The organism is Bartonella heixiaziensis (assembly GCF_046245125.2).
GTDB classification, from domain to species: Bacteria; Pseudomonadota; Alphaproteobacteria; order Rhizobiales; family Rhizobiaceae; genus Bartonella; species Bartonella heixiaziensis.
In genome coordinates this window covers 1,578,100-1,595,000 of record NZ_CP176404.1, presented here as the reverse complement: position 1 = coordinate 1,595,000, position 16,901 = coordinate 1,578,100, and the positions used below count along the sequence as shown (strand labels likewise).

The window sequence follows — 16,901 nt, the reverse complement described above, 5'->3', positions numbered from 1 at the left end:
GCCTTCTGGCGATCTACAAAAAAGCAAGCCTTAATTGAGGATTTCAGAAAAAAACACTGCTGTTTTTATAAAATGACCTGTTTTTATCGGATGATGCTTATGAAATGATGCCGGGGAAGGTTTTCCGGTTTATCCCGGAGGGCTTGTAGCTCAGTTGGTTAGAGCGCGCGCTTGATAAGCGTGAGGTCGGAGGTTCAAGTCCTCCCAGGCCCACCAATTACTCTATCCCGTTACGAAGTGTTTATACCACTTTTATAGAAAAGCTCTCTCATGGATTTATAAAAAATGTGGTGCTTCTTCATTTCGGTTAAGCACTTCAGAGTTAATGGGGCTCAAGCGCAAAGTCATGCAGGTTTTATTACAAATTTACTATTTACAAATTTGCATTGTCTCTTTTAACGGTTTGGAATCTTTGTATCCTGTTTTAGGGGCCGTAGCTCAGCTGGGAGAGCACCTGCTTTGCAAGCAGGGGGTCGTCGGTTCGATCCCGTCCGGCTCCACCATTTGGTCATCATCATTGTTGTGAGAACAGTCTTTGTAAAAGGTCTAGAGATCTTTTGCTTGTTCTATTGAAATTGTGAAGAGAAGATATATTCAGACATGTTCCTTTTTAAAGGTTTCTTCTGAGGTGCAAAATTTTTGTTAAGAAAAATACTTTCTTGGGAAAATGCTTGTTGTCAAAAAAAGGTTTTTGAAAACAGATCTTTAAAAAAGATCTTAAAAGAAAAGCCTTTCTCTGAAGAGGAAACCTTAATTTAGAAAAAGAGACATTGTGTCGCAAGGGAATGCTCAAAGCCCTTGCTTATGATTGGAAGCTTAACCGCGCCATTGAATATATCTCGAGAAGCTGGTCTTTTCTGCTGATATTTGTGTTTATTTTGCGCTTTGTTTTGCACAAGACAAAGAATGCGGACAAACAGTGAATGAATATTGGCAATGAGAACGATCAAGTGTCTTAAGGGCATTTGGTGGATGCCTTGGCATGCACAGGCGATGAAGGACGTGATACGCTGCGATAAGCTACGGGGAGGTGCGAATAACCTTTGATCCGTAGATCTCCGAATGGGGCAACCCACCTTTGATGGCTAGAAAAATTAAACTGTTTTTGCAAAAAGACAGTTTAGTTTTCTAGTCGTCAGATAAAGGTATCTACACCTGAATAAAATAGGGTGTAAGAAGCAAACGCAGGGAACTGAAACATCTAAGTACCTGTAGGAAAGGACATCAAACGAGACTCCGTTAGTAGTGGCGAGCGAACGCGGACCAGGCCAGTGGCTTGAATCTAGAAAAGTAGAAACGACTGGAAAGTCGTACCAAAGTGGGTGATAGTCCCGTATACGTAAATCTGATTTAAGTCCTAGAGTAGGGCGGGACACGTGAAATCCTGTCTGAACATGGGTCGACCACGATCCAAGCCTAAGTACTCGTGCATGACCGATAGCGAACCAGTACCGTGAGGGAAAGGTGAAAAGTACCCCGACAAGGGGAGTGAAATAGTACCTGAAACCGAATGCCTACAAACAGTCGGAGCCCAAGATTTGTTCTGGGTGACGGCGTACCTTTTGTATAATGGGTCAGCGACTTAGTCTAACGAGCAAGCTTAAGCCGGTAGGTGTAGGCGTAGCGAAAGCGAGTCTGAATAGGGCGTTCAGTTCGTTGGATTAGACCCGAAACCGAGTGATCTAGCCATGAGCAGGCTGAAGGTAAGGTAACACTTACTGAAGGGCCGAACCCGTATCTGTTGCAATAGATTGGGATGACTTGTGGCTAGGGGTGAAAGGCCAATCAAACTCGGAAATAGCTGGTTCTCCGCGAAATCTATTTAGGTAGAGCGTTAGTCGAATTCTCCAGGGGGTAGAGCACTGGATGGGCTAGGGGTCCTCACCGGATTACCAAACCTAACCAAACTCCGAATACCTGGAAGAACTAACTAGCAGACACACGGCGGGTGCTAACGTCCGTCGTGGAGAGGGAAACAACCCTGACCACCATCTAAGGTCCCCAAGTTATGGCTAAGTGGGAAAGGATGTGAGGATCCCAAAACAACCAGGATGTTGGCTTAGAAGCAGCCACCATTTAAAGAAAGCGTAACAGCTCACTGGTCTAAATAAGGGTCCCTGCGCCGAAAATGTAACGGGGCTAAAGCCATACACCGAAGATGTGGATTTACTCCTTAGGGAGTAAGTGGTAGCGGAGCGTTCCGTAAGCCTGTGAAGGGAGACTCGTGAGAGCTCCTGGAGGTATCGGAAGTGAGAATGCTGACATGAGTAACGATAAAGGGAGTGAGAGACTCCCTCGCCGAAAGTCCAAGGGTTCCTGCTTAAAGTTAATCTGAGCAGGGTGAGTCGGCCCCTAAGGCGAGGCCGAAAGGCGTAGTCGATGGGAACCACGTTAATATTCGTGGACCTGTGGGTAGTGACGGATTGCGTATATTGTAAGGTCTTATTGGATTGATCTTGCAGTGAAGCAGTTCCAGGAAATAGCTCCCACATATAGACCGTACCCCAAACCGACACAGGTGGACTGGTAGAGAATACTAAGGCGCTTGAGAGAACTACGTTGAAGGAACTCGGCAAATTGCACGCGTAACTTCGGAAGAAGCGTGACCCTTTAGCGGGCAACCGTTAGAGGGTGGCACAGACCAGGGGGTAGCGACTGTTTACCAAAAACACAGGGCTCTGCGAAGTCGCAAGACGACGTATAGGGTCTGACGCCTGCCCGGTGCTGGAAGGTTAAGAGGAGATGTGCAAGCATTGAATTGAAGCCCCAGTAAACGGCGGCCGTAACTATAACGGTCCTAAGGTAGCGAAATTCCTTGTCGGGTAAGTTCCGACCTGCACGAATGGCGTAACGACTTCCCCGCTGTCTCCAACGTAGACTCAGTGAAATTGAATTCCCCGTGAAGATGCGGGGTTCCTGCGGTTAGACGGAAAGACCCCGTGCACCTTTACTATAGCTTTACACTGGCATTTGTGTCTGTATGTGTAGGATAGGTGGTAGACTTTGAAGCAGGGGCGCTAGCCTTTGTGGAGTCATCCTTGAAATACCACCCTTACCGATATGGATGTCTAACCGCAGTCCGTTATCCGGATTCGGGACCGTGTATGGTGGGTAGTTTGACTGGGGCGGTCGCCTCCTAAAGAGTAACGGAGGCGCGCGATGGTAGGCTCAGAACGGTCGGAAATCGTTTGTTGAGTGCAATGGCATAAGCCTGCCTGACTGTGAGACTGACAAGTCGAGCAGAGTCGAAAGACGGTCATAGTGATCCGGTGGTCCCGTGTGGAAGGGCCATCGCTCAACGGATAAAAGGTACGCCGGGGATAACAGGCTGATGACCCCCAAGAGTCCATATCGACGGGGTTGTTTGGCACCTCGATGTCGACTCATCGCATCCTGGGGCTGGAGCAGGTCCCAAGGGTATGGCTGTTCGCCATTTAAAGCGGTACGTGAGTTGGGTTCAGAACGTCGTGAGACAGTTCGGTCCCTATCTGCCGTGGGTGTTGGAATATTGACAGGATCTGTCCCTAGTACGAGAGGACCGGGATGGACGTATCTCTGGTGGACCTGTTGTGGCGCCAGCCGCATAGCAGGGTAGCTATATACGGAAGGGATAACCGCTGAAGGCATCTAAGCGGGAAACCCACCTGAAAACGAGTATTCCCTGAGAACCGTGGTAGACCACCACGTTGATAGGTCAGGTGTGGAAGTGTGGTAACACATGAAGCTTACTGATACTAATCGTTCGATCGACTTGATCGTTCCCATTTCCTATATCCATTCATAAAATATAAAAATTTCCAGCTTCTCTAAAATTCTATGCTCTTTGCTGACTTGGTGGTTATGGCGGAGTGAACGCACCCGATCCCATCCCGAACTCGGCCGTGAAACGCTCCAGCGCTGATGGTACTTTGCCTTAAGGCACGGGAGAGTAAGTCGCTGCCAGGTCTGCTAAGCGCATAGAATGAACTTCTCAATAGATTTTTAAAAAACATAAAAATAAAAAATACAATATAATAAAGCGATAATAAGGCGTCGACAAAAAATCGAGCTTATTATATCCTTCGTGACGCGGGGTGGAGCAGCCCGGTAGCTCGTCAGGCTCATAACCTGAAGGCCGCAGGTTCAAATCCTGCCCCCGCAACCAAAGGTCCAAAACTAATAATTCCATAAAAATTACATGTCCTCTGAACATGACACTGCGCTCATGATAGCCCGTGAAAATATAAAAATGTACCTAATGGGAAATGTTATAGAATAAATCTTCACTCAAACTTCCCCCCTTTAGCTGTATAGGCTTGCGGCTTTATAGAAGTTGCAAGAGCACTACGGGTGAAGGATAAAACGTACAAACCGCATAAACACCCATAAAACTATGACGGAAGGGGGGACTTGAAAATCTTCCCTTTCTAAAAAATGCAATGGCTCATATAGACATACCACTAAAAAGTTGAACTCACCTTTCTATCTTAAAATCCTATTTCCCAATCCTTCTCTGAAACTACTTGTGCATCACCTCAATCTCGAGACTTTAAAAATATCCCATCAAGCTCTTCGTAAAGTGTATAAAAATAGTAAGAGATTTCTATCACCCTACACTTAAAACCAATCCTTCCAAAAAAGAGCTATAGTAGTCCTACCACGCTTATTTTGCATAACGCACAAATCCTGTGTACTAGAAGGAAATGGGAGCGATGAACCATTGATTTGTCAAAACGCTTATAAACTCATGGGCATATAAGTGATGAGGTAGTGTTATCAACGCTCCAAGCGGGATGCGCAACACATTTGTGAGATGACCAACGAGAGGGCTAGGTAGCTGGCGACTTTATCCTGATTGGACAATGAGTTTTGCTCAATGTCAGGAGGGAGAAAACCCATGGGTGGCAAATGGTGTGAGACAAAAACGCACAATTCAATCCTTTAAAAAAATTGAAGACAAAAAAGCTAACTGCTTTAGACAAAATCTTATTACTATCATCGCGTCCATCACTAGAGGGATTTCAAAATAAACCTTTATTCTAGATGCTTAAAAATAAGCTAAAAAACATGTTGTTGGAGTTTGAAATTTGAAAACTGAGTTTTGCCTCTCTAAAATGCAAACTTCCCAATCCTTTTCTGAAACTAATCGTTCAGGATCTTATTCCAGAAGACCCCAAAAATCCTACAAACATAACCAAAAATAATCAAAGTCCTCTCCAAAATTTTCAGATATCCTCGTCTTTCAGAAAAAAACTGTCTTATATCTGCAATTTGGCTTGAGAAAAAACGGAACATCTCTATCCATAGATAAAAAATGGCGAGAAGGTGAAAAAAACGCTTCCAGCTTATCTCTATCTTAATATCATAAAAAAGCTACAAAACTTGCTTCCAATGAAAAACGCAAGCCAAACTCTTCGTCATGGCAACATAATCTTTTTAAAGGGGCGGAAACCTTTAAGAAAAATCAACATTCTGGCGTGAGAAAAAGAAGGGCTAGCTTTTTGCTTTTTCAGCCATGGGTACTAATGTTTGAATGGAAGCTGGCAGTGGGGAAGGGGAAGTTATAGAGTGCGTGATCACTAAATTTTATCCCGCTATAGGAATATTGGGTTTTATAAGCTATAGAGAAGGTTATGTCGGGGGGATGGGAAGCGCTCTTAAGTCTTAAAGATAAGAAATGATTTTAAGAAAATTTGCTCTTGCTCTTAGCTCGAAATATAAAATGTTATGATAGGCTTTTGATGAAAATGATGTTGTTTTGCGATAAAAAAGACAAACATGCATGGAGTGGAGGCTTTGCTAGCCTTTTGTCTTAAAAGACAAAACCTAAAATGCCTATGATCGTAACGTTACCCCAATTATTTGCAAAGAGTGTTTTGTAAAGGGTAAAGCATTATGTTGGTAGCAAAAAGCCTGTAAAGAGAAAATGGTTATGGCATGTAAGAATAGTGCTCTTTTTTATTACGGCTGATCCATGAGCTCTAAGATATACATTGAGAGAGAATGTGCGGCATTAAAAGTTAAGCGCGCATGGTGAGGTTTGAGATTGATTAGTTCGAAATCTTTTTCTGAGCGGCCGTGCGCTGTACCTTTCTTGTTTCTTAAATTCATAGTACCATGCACAACTTGATACAGACCGGATGTGATCATTTTTAAGTCATTTTCATCTAGATCTTGCTTTTTTAAGTTTTCTTTCTTCATATCGTCGGGATGGATCTTAGCTTTCTTAACGACTTCTTCCCATAAAGCAGGCAGATTACTACGGGCGTTTTCTGCATATGGGATAGAATGGTGGTCGAGATAAGCTTTGCAAGAGGCTTCCAATAGATTTGCTGCAAATAGAACCGCCTCCCTTGGATCTTTTTCTATATTTTCTAATGCTCTATTTATTTCGTTTTTTACGGCTGAAAGTTTTTTCTCTGCAATAAGTTTTTGTAGCTCTTTTATAGAGAGGAGACCTGCTTTGATAATATACCCTCCACGCTGATATTCCAATCCATCTTTCTTTAACGTTTCTAAAATTTTACGTTGATCTTCTTTTAACTGTAGAGTTTTTTTGTATAACGATGAATTCAATCCGGTAGGGTCTGGATCATAATATTCTTTTTCCATAAAATCACTAAGCAGGTTACCAAGGAATTCAAGTGGTTCTTCGCATTGAGAATTGATTGCACGTAGCCACGCTTTAACTTTTTGGATTTTTGTACCTTCTGGAATCTCAGGAGGAGCAAATGATGCAATAAACAAGTCATCTAACTCGTTATGCGTATAATGGTGCGCAAACATTGGAGGAAGTAGTCCAATGATTGCAGGAGGAATAGTGTTTTTCTGAGAGATTTTTTACGGAGATGATAATTGCATTTTATGGCTTTATAATATCAAAAAGTGGTGTGTGGAGTGGTTTTTAGAATATGATTTTATTGCCTGATCTTGCATAGAAGGTCGCGCAACAATCTTGTGGCTTATATAAGATTTGTGAAAAAGAAATACTATATTGTGTTTTTATTTTTTTCTCCTTTCATTGTTATAGCAGTGAGGGGGATGGATAATGTGTGATAATTCAAAAAATATAGAATGAGAATAGAAGTATAATTTTGTATTATTGTAACTGCAATAACATTCTTTATTGGTAGATTGTTTATTGGAGAGAAGGAAGCAGGCAATGCGCATAATCCCTGAAAGGAAGGCTTTGTGACAAGAATTTCAACAATGGTATATTACCAAATGTTGGCACAGTTCTTTACTTGTCAGAAAGAGCAGATGGGGTTCTTTGTTCGCATAACCGGTAGAGAGAACAAGTGGGTAGGGGATCAGTTTACCAATCTCGTTTATTCCGTTAAAGCTTACGGTTTTCTATAAAAAGGCTGTTTTAATTACATCCGCTGTTAATCTCGCGTATTTGGTAGATGGAAATATAGACAGTCATTGCGTCTAAAAGGGACTTTAGGCAATAAAATGTGCGTAAAAGTGTTTAAAACAGCTACTCTTGATTGTAAAACTTATAAGAAAAATCTAGAAAAACAAAAGTTTAAAGGCAGGAAAATGTTAGAGAAATCTCAGAGCACACTGTAAAAGTAAAAAAAAAGCCTTTTTAGAGATGGTTTGCTGTCTGTCATCGTGCATCATGATTTTCAATATTTTTTAAAATTTTCCCCTCAATGAGAGAAGGCTTTTTTATTAAAGCGGGGTAGATTTGTTATGACAGTTCACAATGAAATAGAGAGAAGATGCTGCTTTACCAGATGTTTTTGTCGCTTCATCTTCATTTGAACCTGTTGCGGTTATGCAAGTATGGCGATTCAAGGAGGTTTAAATGAGATGAATAACATCGCCAAGTTTGCAGCACGGTGCTATTTTCCACATCGTGATGCGTGGCAGAAGAGGGTCAGCATTTTGGGGGGGCGGGCGCGCGGGGATGCCATATTCTATGCTGGTGCTGTAGGGGTGTCTGTTAGCGCGTTTATGGGACTATTCCGCATTGAAATGCGTGCTTAATTTCGTGGATACTTGCAAAGATACCAACAGAGAATCCCATGTTTCAAGGGGTTTTGAGAGGTGTGCTAAGAGCACAAAGCAAGTATGACGTTGATAAACACCGCATGTTACTGGAGATGGCCAAATTTTAGAGTTTAAGGAGCTTGTTGGTTTCGTGTCCTTTCATAAAAATAACGAAGGTTGTGGTCAAGGTCTCAGTGTGTTGGTTTCTCGAAAAGTAGTAAACTGCTCTATGATCTTATAAGCCATTGAAAATGTTATTGAGAAGGCGTTCAAACAAAGCATATCATAAATCGGAGCCCTTTTCTTTATGCGATAAGGAGAGTGCGAGGCAAAACAGTAAAAATGCAGCGATAGAGAATATAAAGAATATGAGATATGTTTGATTGAGGGAAAGATATTCCTCTGTCAGCGAATGGATCAAAAAGCCAGCGAATACACCCCCCAAAGCTCCGCCTATTTGCTGTAATATGCGTGTGATAACTGCTGTATCTTTGACGTATAAACTGTTGACATATTGGATGGGGGCGGAAAGGCAGACAATGGTGGTGATGCCAAGCCCTATGCCTCTTAGCAAGAATCCAAGCCCATCCATGCTTATATTATAGCCGAAGCATAATAATCCAAAGCTTGATATCACCAAACCAATTCCTATCATGAAAAAGGGAGATTTTTCTTTCCATTTTTGGTAAATAAATTTCCTTCCGATCCATGCACCCACTCCTTGCAAAGCAAGGACTGCGCCGATGATGAGAAGGCTATTTTCATGGGCTTGTTCCATGGCAACGGCTAGTGGGAAATAAACGAGGAAGCTATAAAAAAGAAATGAAGCAACAAGCCCCATGATCATGAGTAATGTGTAGCGTGCATTTTGAAATCCGCTAAAGACGATTAATTTGTTTTTTGCTTTCTGATTAGAAACAGTGAACAATATGAGAGATATCACAGCTATAAGTGCTAAGATATATACGGAGGTGTTGTTCTTTATATTTCTGGCTTCTGTGAGATAAAAAAACGAAATAAGCGATATGGAAAATGCTAAAAATGCAAATAAGTTAAATTTTGTTTTTGTTGTTTCGTTGCTCTTTAAGTGTTTCGCTCCAATGGTGAGCGCCAATAAAATGAGCGGAATATTGATAAAAAATAACAAACGCCAAGAGACATACTGAGCAAGTGAGGCGCCTATTAGCGGACCAAAGGCAGGAGCGAAAACTGTTGGTACGGCTATGGTGCCCATGGCTTGGCGCACTCGTTCTTGTCCAAATTGTAAGGCAATGATGGTTTGGCTAAGGGGCAGCAAAAGACCGGTCCCGAAACCTTGAACGATACGGGCAGATGTAATGGTTGGAAAATTATAGCTTAATCCTACCCCCAGTGATCCAAGCATAAAAATGAAGCTTGCAAGAAACCAAGTTCTTTTGATACCTATTCTTCCTTGCACAAAAGCTGCTATCAACAATCCTGGCACGGTGGCAAGAAAATAGGATGTTACAACCCATTGTATATTATTTTCCTCTACTGAAAGATAAAAAGCAAGGTCTGGAAGGATGACATTAACAATGCTTCCATCCAGCAAGGGAAGTATGCTGGAAATAATTACGGTATATATGACATACCTTTCTGATTTGGTATAGGAATCCACCTTTTGCATGATCATGCTTCCTACAGATATTCTTTAAAATATTGGTCCTGCTCTATAAATTACAGGCTTTGAGAATTAATACGCGTTTGTTGGTTGCGATATTGGGATGAATGTGATTGGAAGCGCTGATGGTCCCCTTGTATACAATCCCTCTTCCTCCAAAATAAAACCATCGGTTAAGTTGATCTTAATGAGTTTATCGAGGAGTCTATTCGCCGTCAACTCACTCTGCATGAGAGCAAAAGCAGAACCTACACAGACGTGCATGCCTGCTCCAAAGGCTAAATGGTTCGAGGCTTTTATAAGATTCGGCCCAGTTTTACCAACCCGTTTACGGTCTGGTATAAAATTATTAGGGTCTATAAAAACGTCAGGATCACGATTAGCAGCTCCAATCATGCAAAAAATGAGAGAATTGGCTGGCAGTGAGACTCCTGCGAATTCCATCTCTTGATTGGTCTGGCGCGGTATAAGCTGAACGGGGGAAGTTAGGCGTAATGTTTCTGCGATCGCATCGCCAAGAAGCGTCCTATCATTTTGGATTTTTTCTAATTCGTTTGGGTTTGTGAGTAAATGATAAAAAAGATAAGCTAATGTTTTATCGGCAGGCTCTATGGCGGCCAATAACATGTTAAGGACAAGCGCAACTATTTCAGAAGTTGTCATACTGTTGCCATCATTTGTTTTCTGACATAAAACAGATATTAAATCTTCTGATGAATTTTTGTCCCATTCTTCTATAAGAGGTGTTAGATAAGAAATTATATCTTTGCTGCACGATAAGCTGAAAATTTTTTCCTCATCTGATTGGTTTAGACTGGTGACAAAAGACGCAACTCCCTTGTGCCACATTGATATATCTTTGTAGCGATCTATCGGTAGGCCTAAAACCATTAATGTAACAAGCACGCTATAATCCTTGCCGAATTCATTAACAATATCTATTTTCCCCTTTGAAAGATGCGGCATAAGAAGCCGGTCTATTGTTTCTTCAATAATTGAAGCATAGCGAGTGCGGAACATTTTCCCAGTAAGTTTTGAAAGTACGGCATGACGTTTGCTATGGTGTTCATGTCCTTCCATTTGAGCTAATACACGATCGCCCATTACCGGCTCTGCTCGAACGGCTAAGGGTGCTGTTGTAAAGCGGAGGTCCTTCAAAATTGCGCTGACATCTTCATATCGGCCAAAAAAATAAGCCTTAAGATTTTCATCCCAAAGAACAGAGTTAGAAGAATGTATAATTTGATATGTATTGTATGGATTTTTTTGAAAATTTTTGTCCATAACGTTGAATTAATAACATGGCGCATCATTTTCCCCCCTTGAATTTTTAATCATAAACTAATTCTTTCATGAGCTTGTGTACATATCGAAACAATTCCGTGGCCTTGCTGCCTATCAACACAGAGAGGTAATTCGCTGCTGAGCAACAACTCTCCTACTGGCCATTCAACGATGGTAAGCTAAAACTGAGCTCTCTCTATTAAGTAAACATGGGGTGTTTACGTAGAACGGCACTTCATTGAAAATATATTCAATAGAAATATCTGTTGTTTCCAACCCCTTTATTTCTTCAGTTGATAATTTCACGCTTTTTGCCCGACACCCAACCGCTTGGATTGAAATTTTCGTGCATAATTCACTAAATTTTTGGTTTGTTTTGTATAAATCTATAGCTTTTGATTTTTATATTTTATAATTCTCATTCTGCTTATATTGAGAGAAGTCAAGAATGCGAAATGGTTTTTCTAAATTATAAGAATTATGAATATTGTATAATATGCGTCTTATACGATTTAACTCTTTCTTTGTTTTTCTCTCTGCTTTAGCCTTAGTTGATCCAGATGCCAATATGGAGCATTGCTGATTCTATATCTGGGAGCAATACGTCAATATCTTTGAATTTCTTTGCACCCCAACATATGAGCTCAGTGATATATTTTTCTGAAAACCTTGAGTTGAATGGACTTATACCAACCATAAGATGTTGCTTCATCGCGATTAAACGAGAACAGTTTTCCGATTGTCCCCTTATAGAAAACGAAAGACGGTTCATTATGTCTATTTCTTTTTGTAAACTCACACCCAATCCTCCCCCCGCATTCTATTATGGTGATTGTGGGAATATAATTTATTTAAAGAACTGATAACAAATTATCGAATAGTGTCCTATTATGTAACAAATGAAAAGTGTCTTGTAATGGCAATTACGGATAATTAATTTGTTAAGTTAACGTAAGATACACACGGGTATTTGTACCACTTTAGTCATGAACATGGAAGAGCTTCCAAACCCCGATGTATAAGGTTTGACGTTTACCCAGTGCTGGAATGTTAAGAGGAAATGTGCAAGCATTGAATTGAAACCCCAGTAAACGGTGGCTGTAACTATAACGGTTTTAAGGAAGCAAGACTACTTGTCGGGGGAATTCCGATCTGTATGAATGGTGTAACGAGCTTCTCCGTTGTCTCCAACGTAGACTCAGTGAAATTGAACGCACTGTGAAGATGAAAGATTTTGGCGGTTAGATAGAAAGATGACATAGTCCGCTAACCGTTATTGAGTCCCTTTTTTTGCACGACACTGTTCAAGATAAAACCTAATATGCCTGCGATCATTGTGGCGATGCCGATGACAAAGAGTGTGTATTGTGTGTGATGAACATGGACAAAACCGGCTCCTATAAAGCCAAGGCATACGGATGTTTGTATGATGAAGAGATAGGCGGGCATTTGACTGTTTCGCTGTTCTTTTTGAATGGCTTTCATCATAAAACTTGCCATCAGGGCATTTTGCACACCGTCTGCACTCCCAAGGATGAAAAATGACAGCATCATCAGCCATATGAGCTGTGTGAGGGAAAAGCAGAAAATTGCAAATCCAATGATTGCAGCGGCAAGTGATGCACCAGCGGCATTGAAATAGATGCTGTGCTTTTTGCTAAGTGGAGAGCAAATGTAACTTGCACTGTTTCATCGGCAAAGCTGCTCAAGCCTAAAACGAGGAAAAGCCCTGTTTTGGCAAAAATCATGGATTTCTTCTTTGTCAATTTTCTCTTTCGATGAAAGTTGAGACAGGAAGCTTGTGTCAATGATCGCCATATTCAAAACTGGCGCAATGCCCGTTTGCTGCAATGAGCCATTTTTTTGTTTCAGATGAGAGAACTCATTGCAGGGGTGTAAGATGAGCGAAGAGAGATTTCACTCTCCATTTCAGAGACGTCAACAAGAGGGCGAATAATTGTATAAATGTGATCTCTCTGTTGATCCGCCTTCTCTTCAAGGCGTGTATGGATTTTTTGTCTCCTATGATCGTTCGCAAAATTGCAAAATAACGATAAAGAAACAAAAAATGCGAATATTCTGTTTTTAGTTTTTTTAGGATAAGATCAATGCAGAAGATATTTTATTCTTTATGGAAACGTGTTAGCCGTGATTTATCGATTAATTGTTTTTCGGTTGTATCAAAAAATTGCAAAAGAGATTGTATTGGGTGGTAGAATGTTTCGTTCAACTTTTTTTAAAAATCGTGAAATCTATGGACCACTTTGTATTGGCTTTGATCCTAGCCATAAAGTTTTGCAATCGTGGAAACTAAGCTTTGATTATAAAGGTCTCAAAGATTTTTGTGATATTCTCTTAGCGGCATCTGTTGGCAAAGTGGGTGTCATAAAGCCGCAAGTTGCATTTTTTGAATTATATGGTGTGGAAGGTCTTCAAGCTCTCAAAGAACTCATTGAAAATGCACACGAACAAGGCTTATTGGTTTTGGCAGATGCAAAAAGGGGAGATATTGGCTCTACTGCTGAAGCCTATGGTAAAGCTTGGCTCGGTCCAAACAGTGCGTTTAAAGCTGATGCCATGACAATCAATCCTTTTTTGGGTTTTGACGCTCTCATTCCTCTTATAAAGGTTGCAGAAGAAACAGGAGCAGGGGTTTTTGTGGTTGTTCAGTCCTCTAATCCAGAGGGGAAACAAATACGAAATGCGCTTATTGGTAATCAGACACTCTCTCTTCATCTTGCACAGTGCATTTGCGATTATAATTCTCAGTCTCCGGTTCTCCATCATAATATTGGCCCCATAGGTGCGGTTATAGGAGCGACACTAGGATCTGAATCAAAAGACACAATCGAGCAGTTAAAAAATAGTCTGTTTCTTGTTCCGGGTATTGGCGCCCAAGGTGGAACAATGACACAATTGGCACATCAATTTCCACAAAGACTCTGGCAGAATGTTATTCCTTCTGTATCACGCTCTATTACAGATGCTGGTCGAAATATTGTTGATTTAAAAAATGTTATTCATGATTTTGCCGAGCAAGCGCAAAGCACACTGATGTCTTGAGGGTTTTTGCATCTGTGATAAATCTGAAAAGCCCTGAGAGGGAAGGCTTTTTAGGAGGGTGCTTCTAGCTTATCTAGAATCAACAGTTGCTTTGTGGTTTCTTTCAAAAAGCGCGGATGTCTTTTCATTGAATGTTAAGCGGGGGCATGCTCCTATTGGAAGTGCAAAGACTTTCAGCAAATTGCCTTAAGGGTAAAGGTGTGCCTCTTTTAAAAGCAAAAGCTTATGTATGTTATGACCAGTTTCCAGTTAATAAAGTTATTGCAGCGTTTGTTTCTATAAGATAGACACACGTTATCTGTGAATACATATTGTTGTTAGAGAAAAACATGTCAGCAAAACAAGAAAAAACCAAAGCCCGTTTACCCCGTGGTTTTGTGGATCGTACAAGTGCACAGTTGTATGCAACTGAAACAATGATTGCGCAGATTCGTGAAGTTTATGAACTTTACGGTTTTGAAGCACTGGAAACACCGATTTTTGAATATACAGATGTGTTGGGGAAGTTTTTACCTGATGAAGATCGTCCAAATGCGGGTGTTTTTTCGTTACAAGATGATGATGAGCAATGGATGTCTTTGCGCTATGATCTTACCGCGCCTCTTGCCCGTTATTTTGCAGAGAATTTTGAAGTTTTGCCAAAACCTTATCGCAGTTATCGTCTTGGTTTTGTGTTCCGCAATGAAAAACCCGGACCAGGGCGGTTTCGGCAATTTATGCAGTTTGATGCGGATATTGTTGGAACACCAACGGTAGCAGCGGATGCCGAAATTTGTATGATGGCAGCAGACAGTTTGGAAAAATTAGGGTTTCAGCATCATGAGTATGCTATCCGTCTGAATAATCGAAAAATTCTGGATTGCGTTTTAGAGAAAATTGGTTTGGGGGGCAATGAACAGGCTGAAAAGCGCTTAACTGTCTTAAGAGCAATTGATAAATTGGATAAATTTGGTCCTGAAGGTGTGCGTTTGCTTTTAGGGCGTGGACGTTTGGATGAAAGTGGTGACTTTACAAAAGGGGCGGAACTTAAGGATAAAGAGATTGATTGTATTCTTTCCTTAACTGCTGCTGGAGCTGAGACAGCAGAAGAAACTCTTGAGGCTCTTAAAAAAGTGGTTGGTGATCATGTTCAAGGGTGTGAGGGAATTCGTGAGCTTGAGGAAATGCAAGCAATTTTTGCCGCAAATGGCACTCAGAATCGTATCAAGATTGATCCATCGGTGGTGCGTGGATTGGATTATTATACAGGTCCTGTCTTTGAGGCTACGTTGCTTTTTGATGTTTTCAATGATGATGGGCAAAAAGTTGTTTTTGGCTCCGTTGGTGGTGGTGGGCGCTATGATGGATTGGTGGCACGCTTTCGTGGTGAAAATATTCCGGCAACAGGTTTTTCAATCGGTGTTTCACGCTTGATCGCTGCTTTGCAAAATCTTGGAAAGTTGCCTATGAAGGAGACAACAGGGCCGGTTGTGGTGCTGATGATGGATAAAGAGCCAGAGGCGGTTGCTGGTTATCAAAAAATGGTGATGCAGTTGCGTGGTGCGGGAATTCGTGCTGAGCTCTATTTGGGGGCATCGGGTATAAAAGCGCAGATGAAATATGCAGATCGACGTCAAGCGCCTTGTGTGGTGATCCAAGGGTCACAAGAACGTGAGAGCGGAAAAATACAAATTAAAGATTTGATTGAAGGGGCGCGTTTGTCACACGAAATTAAGGACAACCAAACATGGCGTGAAAGTCGACCAGCACAAGTGATAGTTAATGAAGAACAGTTGGTTAAAACAGTACAAGATATTTTAGCAGCTCAAAGGCAGTTATGGTAAAAGTTTTATAGAAGCGATTGTCTGAAATATTCAGAAAATTTGAGATTCAATTTTTAATTCTCTTTTAGGCGTGCTTACACACGCGTTCAAAATCGAGTTGTTTTTTAAGCCGGTGCGGCATACAAAGGGAGATTTTTAAGAGGTAAATAAACTCCATTCACTAAAAGCGTTTCCTTCTGAGGATATGATGATAATATCTTCATGACCAAAAAACATTGGGGAAATTCAAGAGTTTTACCTAACGTCCCCCCAAAATTTATAAAAATATTGACAGTTCATATTTCCTTCACCTTTGAACTCTTATGCGTTGGCATCAAATCCTTTGCTGTTCTCTTATTGGACACTATAAAATCTAGCATTATTGCAAAGGGAGGGAAATCTAAAGCGTTTTATCCTAAAAGACTTTTTAAGTTTCAAAAAACAATGGAATGACTTAAATCGAACAATTTTTTACAGGAGCATATTTGGGTGAATTGTAAGCTACCATAATGGTAACTGGCTGATAGTATGCATTTTTTCATAAAATAAATTCTTTAATGGAGAAATACAATGGTCCAATATGATTTTACTCTGCTCTATGAACGAAATCCCTTTATTCTTGAAAGACCTGAGAATATTGGAAAATCATTTCAGCTTCCTCCTTCAAATTTCGGATTTGAAGATCTTCCCCAAATTACGTTTTCAGGAGCGTCCGATAGCCGGCGTATGATCTTTAGGCTCTCGTTCGTTGGGATGAAAACTTTTTTTGTTATGTTGTGGAAAGTAGGGAAAATGTCAGATGAAGATGAAGTGGATTTGTGGTTTGATCAGGTAAGATTAGATGAGGATATTCTCAATGAATTTTTGACTTGCGACTTTTCAACTGAAGAACCAGAATACCTTTATTTTAAAACTTTTAAAGAAGGTATTAACGAATTAGAACGTAACAAAATTGTAGCGAAGGGGACAAAAAAAGATTGTTATTTCATAAATCCAGACATTTTTGGGTTTTCTGGACGCAATGAATACTCTGAGTTCGATGAAGATGATGATGAAGATGAAGAAATGGATGCGGTATTTATGACAAAACATTCGAAGAAACGATTGCTTTAGGAGTCATTTTTTTAACTTAA

Annotated in this window: 10 protein-coding genes, 3 tRNA genes, 2 rRNA genes, 1 pseudogene and 1 other annotated feature; of the genes and pseudogenes, 9 read left to right on the top strand and 7 right to left on the bottom strand. The window is 40.8% G+C overall.

The window, feature by feature from the left end:
• The first annotated feature begins 139 nt into the window (after window positions 1-139).
• The 5 genes from ACKC4Y_RS06905 to ACKC4Y_RS06885 all read left to right on the top strand — a co-directional run bounded on the left by ACKC4Y_RS06905 (window position 140) and on the right by ACKC4Y_RS06885 (window position 4,144).
• Window positions 140-216 (top strand) — tRNA-Ile (locus ACKC4Y_RS06905).
• A 211-nt stretch (window positions 217-427) separates the two neighbouring features.
• A tRNA-Ala gene (locus tag ACKC4Y_RS06900) sits at window positions 428-503 on the top strand.
• A gap of 441 nt (window positions 504-944) precedes the next feature.
• Window positions 945-3,759: ribosomal RNA gene (locus tag ACKC4Y_RS06895) — 23S ribosomal RNA — on the top strand.
• Window positions 3,760-3,830: 71 nt separating this feature from the next.
• Window positions 3,831-3,945, top strand: a 5S ribosomal RNA gene (gene rrf, locus ACKC4Y_RS06890).
• Window positions 3,946-4,067: 122 nt separating this feature from the next.
• A tRNA-Met gene (locus tag ACKC4Y_RS06885) sits at window positions 4,068-4,144 on the top strand.
• 1,796 nt (window positions 4,145-5,940) lie between these two features.
• Here ACKC4Y_RS06885 and ACKC4Y_RS06880 read toward each other — a convergent pair.
• The gene (locus ACKC4Y_RS06880) at window positions 5,941-6,726 is read right to left on the bottom strand and encodes an abortive infection family protein (protein ID WP_409361034.1); all 786 of its coding nucleotides are present in this window, start codon (window positions 6,724-6,726) and stop codon (window positions 5,941-5,943) included.
• Window positions 6,727-7,797: 1,071 nt separating this feature from the next.
• Between ACKC4Y_RS06880 and ACKC4Y_RS06875 the strand changes: the two genes are divergently transcribed.
• Window positions 7,798-7,974, top strand: coding sequence for a hypothetical protein (locus ACKC4Y_RS06875; protein WP_409361033.1), 177 nt, complete (start codon window positions 7,798-7,800; stop codon window positions 7,972-7,974).
• Window positions 7,975-8,260: 286 nt separating this feature from the next.
• Here ACKC4Y_RS06875 and ACKC4Y_RS06870 read toward each other — a convergent pair whose 3' ends face one another.
• The 6 genes and pseudogenes from ACKC4Y_RS06870 to ACKC4Y_RS06845 all read right to left on the bottom strand — a co-directional run bounded on the left by ACKC4Y_RS06870 (window position 8,261) and on the right by ACKC4Y_RS06845 (window position 12,651).
• The gene (locus ACKC4Y_RS06870; RefSeq protein ID WP_409361032.1) at window positions 8,261-9,625 is read right to left on the bottom strand and encodes an MFS transporter; all 1,365 of its coding nucleotides are present in this window, start codon (window positions 9,623-9,625) and stop codon (window positions 8,261-8,263) included.
• Between the two features lie 66 nt (window positions 9,626-9,691).
• The gene (locus ACKC4Y_RS06865) at window positions 9,692-10,903 is read right to left on the bottom strand and encodes a cytochrome P450, cyclodipeptide synthase-associated (RefSeq protein WP_409361031.1); all 1,212 of its coding nucleotides are present in this window, start codon (window positions 10,901-10,903) and stop codon (window positions 9,692-9,694) included.
• A 165-nt stretch (window positions 10,904-11,068) separates the two neighbouring features.
• On the bottom strand, window positions 11,069-11,293 hold the full coding sequence (locus tag ACKC4Y_RS06860; RefSeq protein ID WP_409362162.1) for a tRNA-dependent cyclodipeptide synthase: 225 nt from the start codon (window positions 11,291-11,293) through the stop codon (window positions 11,069-11,071).
• A gap of 157 nt (window positions 11,294-11,450) precedes the next feature.
• The gene (locus ACKC4Y_RS06855) at window positions 11,451-11,675 is read right to left on the bottom strand and encodes a tRNA-dependent cyclodipeptide synthase (protein WP_409362161.1); all 225 of its coding nucleotides are present in this window, start codon (window positions 11,673-11,675) and stop codon (window positions 11,451-11,453) included.
• A gap of 112 nt (window positions 11,676-11,787) precedes the next feature.
• Window positions 11,788-12,076 (top strand) — a sequence feature (23S ribosomal RNA rRNA prediction is too short).
• A 93-nt stretch (window positions 12,077-12,169) separates the two neighbouring features.
• Window positions 12,170-12,538: pseudogene (locus tag ACKC4Y_RS06850) on the bottom strand (MFS transporter); the annotation flags it as partial.
• Window positions 12,457-12,651 (bottom strand): hypothetical protein, encoded by a 195-nt coding sequence (locus tag ACKC4Y_RS06845; RefSeq protein WP_409361030.1) that lies wholly within the window; start codon window positions 12,649-12,651, stop codon window positions 12,457-12,459. The gene ACKC4Y_RS06845 and the pseudogene ACKC4Y_RS06850, both read right to left, overlap by 82 nt.
• Window positions 12,652-13,120: 469 nt before the next feature.
• On the opposite strand from ACKC4Y_RS06845, the gene pyrF reads away from it, so the two are divergent.
• From pyrF to ACKC4Y_RS06830, 3 genes are all read left to right on the top strand, one after another.
• Window positions 13,121-13,966, top strand: a complete 846-nt coding sequence (gene pyrF, locus ACKC4Y_RS06840) for an orotidine-5'-phosphate decarboxylase (RefSeq protein ID WP_409362160.1) — start codon at window positions 13,121-13,123, stop codon at window positions 13,964-13,966.
• A 329-nt stretch (window positions 13,967-14,295) separates the two neighbouring features.
• Window positions 14,296-15,789 (top strand): histidine--tRNA ligase, encoded by a 1,494-nt coding sequence (hisS, locus tag ACKC4Y_RS06835; protein WP_409361029.1) that lies wholly within the window; start codon window positions 14,296-14,298, stop codon window positions 15,787-15,789.
• A 549-nt stretch (window positions 15,790-16,338) separates the two neighbouring features.
• Window positions 16,339-16,881: a replication protein gene (locus ACKC4Y_RS06830; RefSeq protein WP_409361028.1), complete on the top strand. Its 543-nt coding sequence runs from the start codon at window positions 16,339-16,341 to the stop codon at window positions 16,879-16,881.
• The last annotated feature ends 20 nt before the right edge of the window (window positions 16,882-16,901 follow it).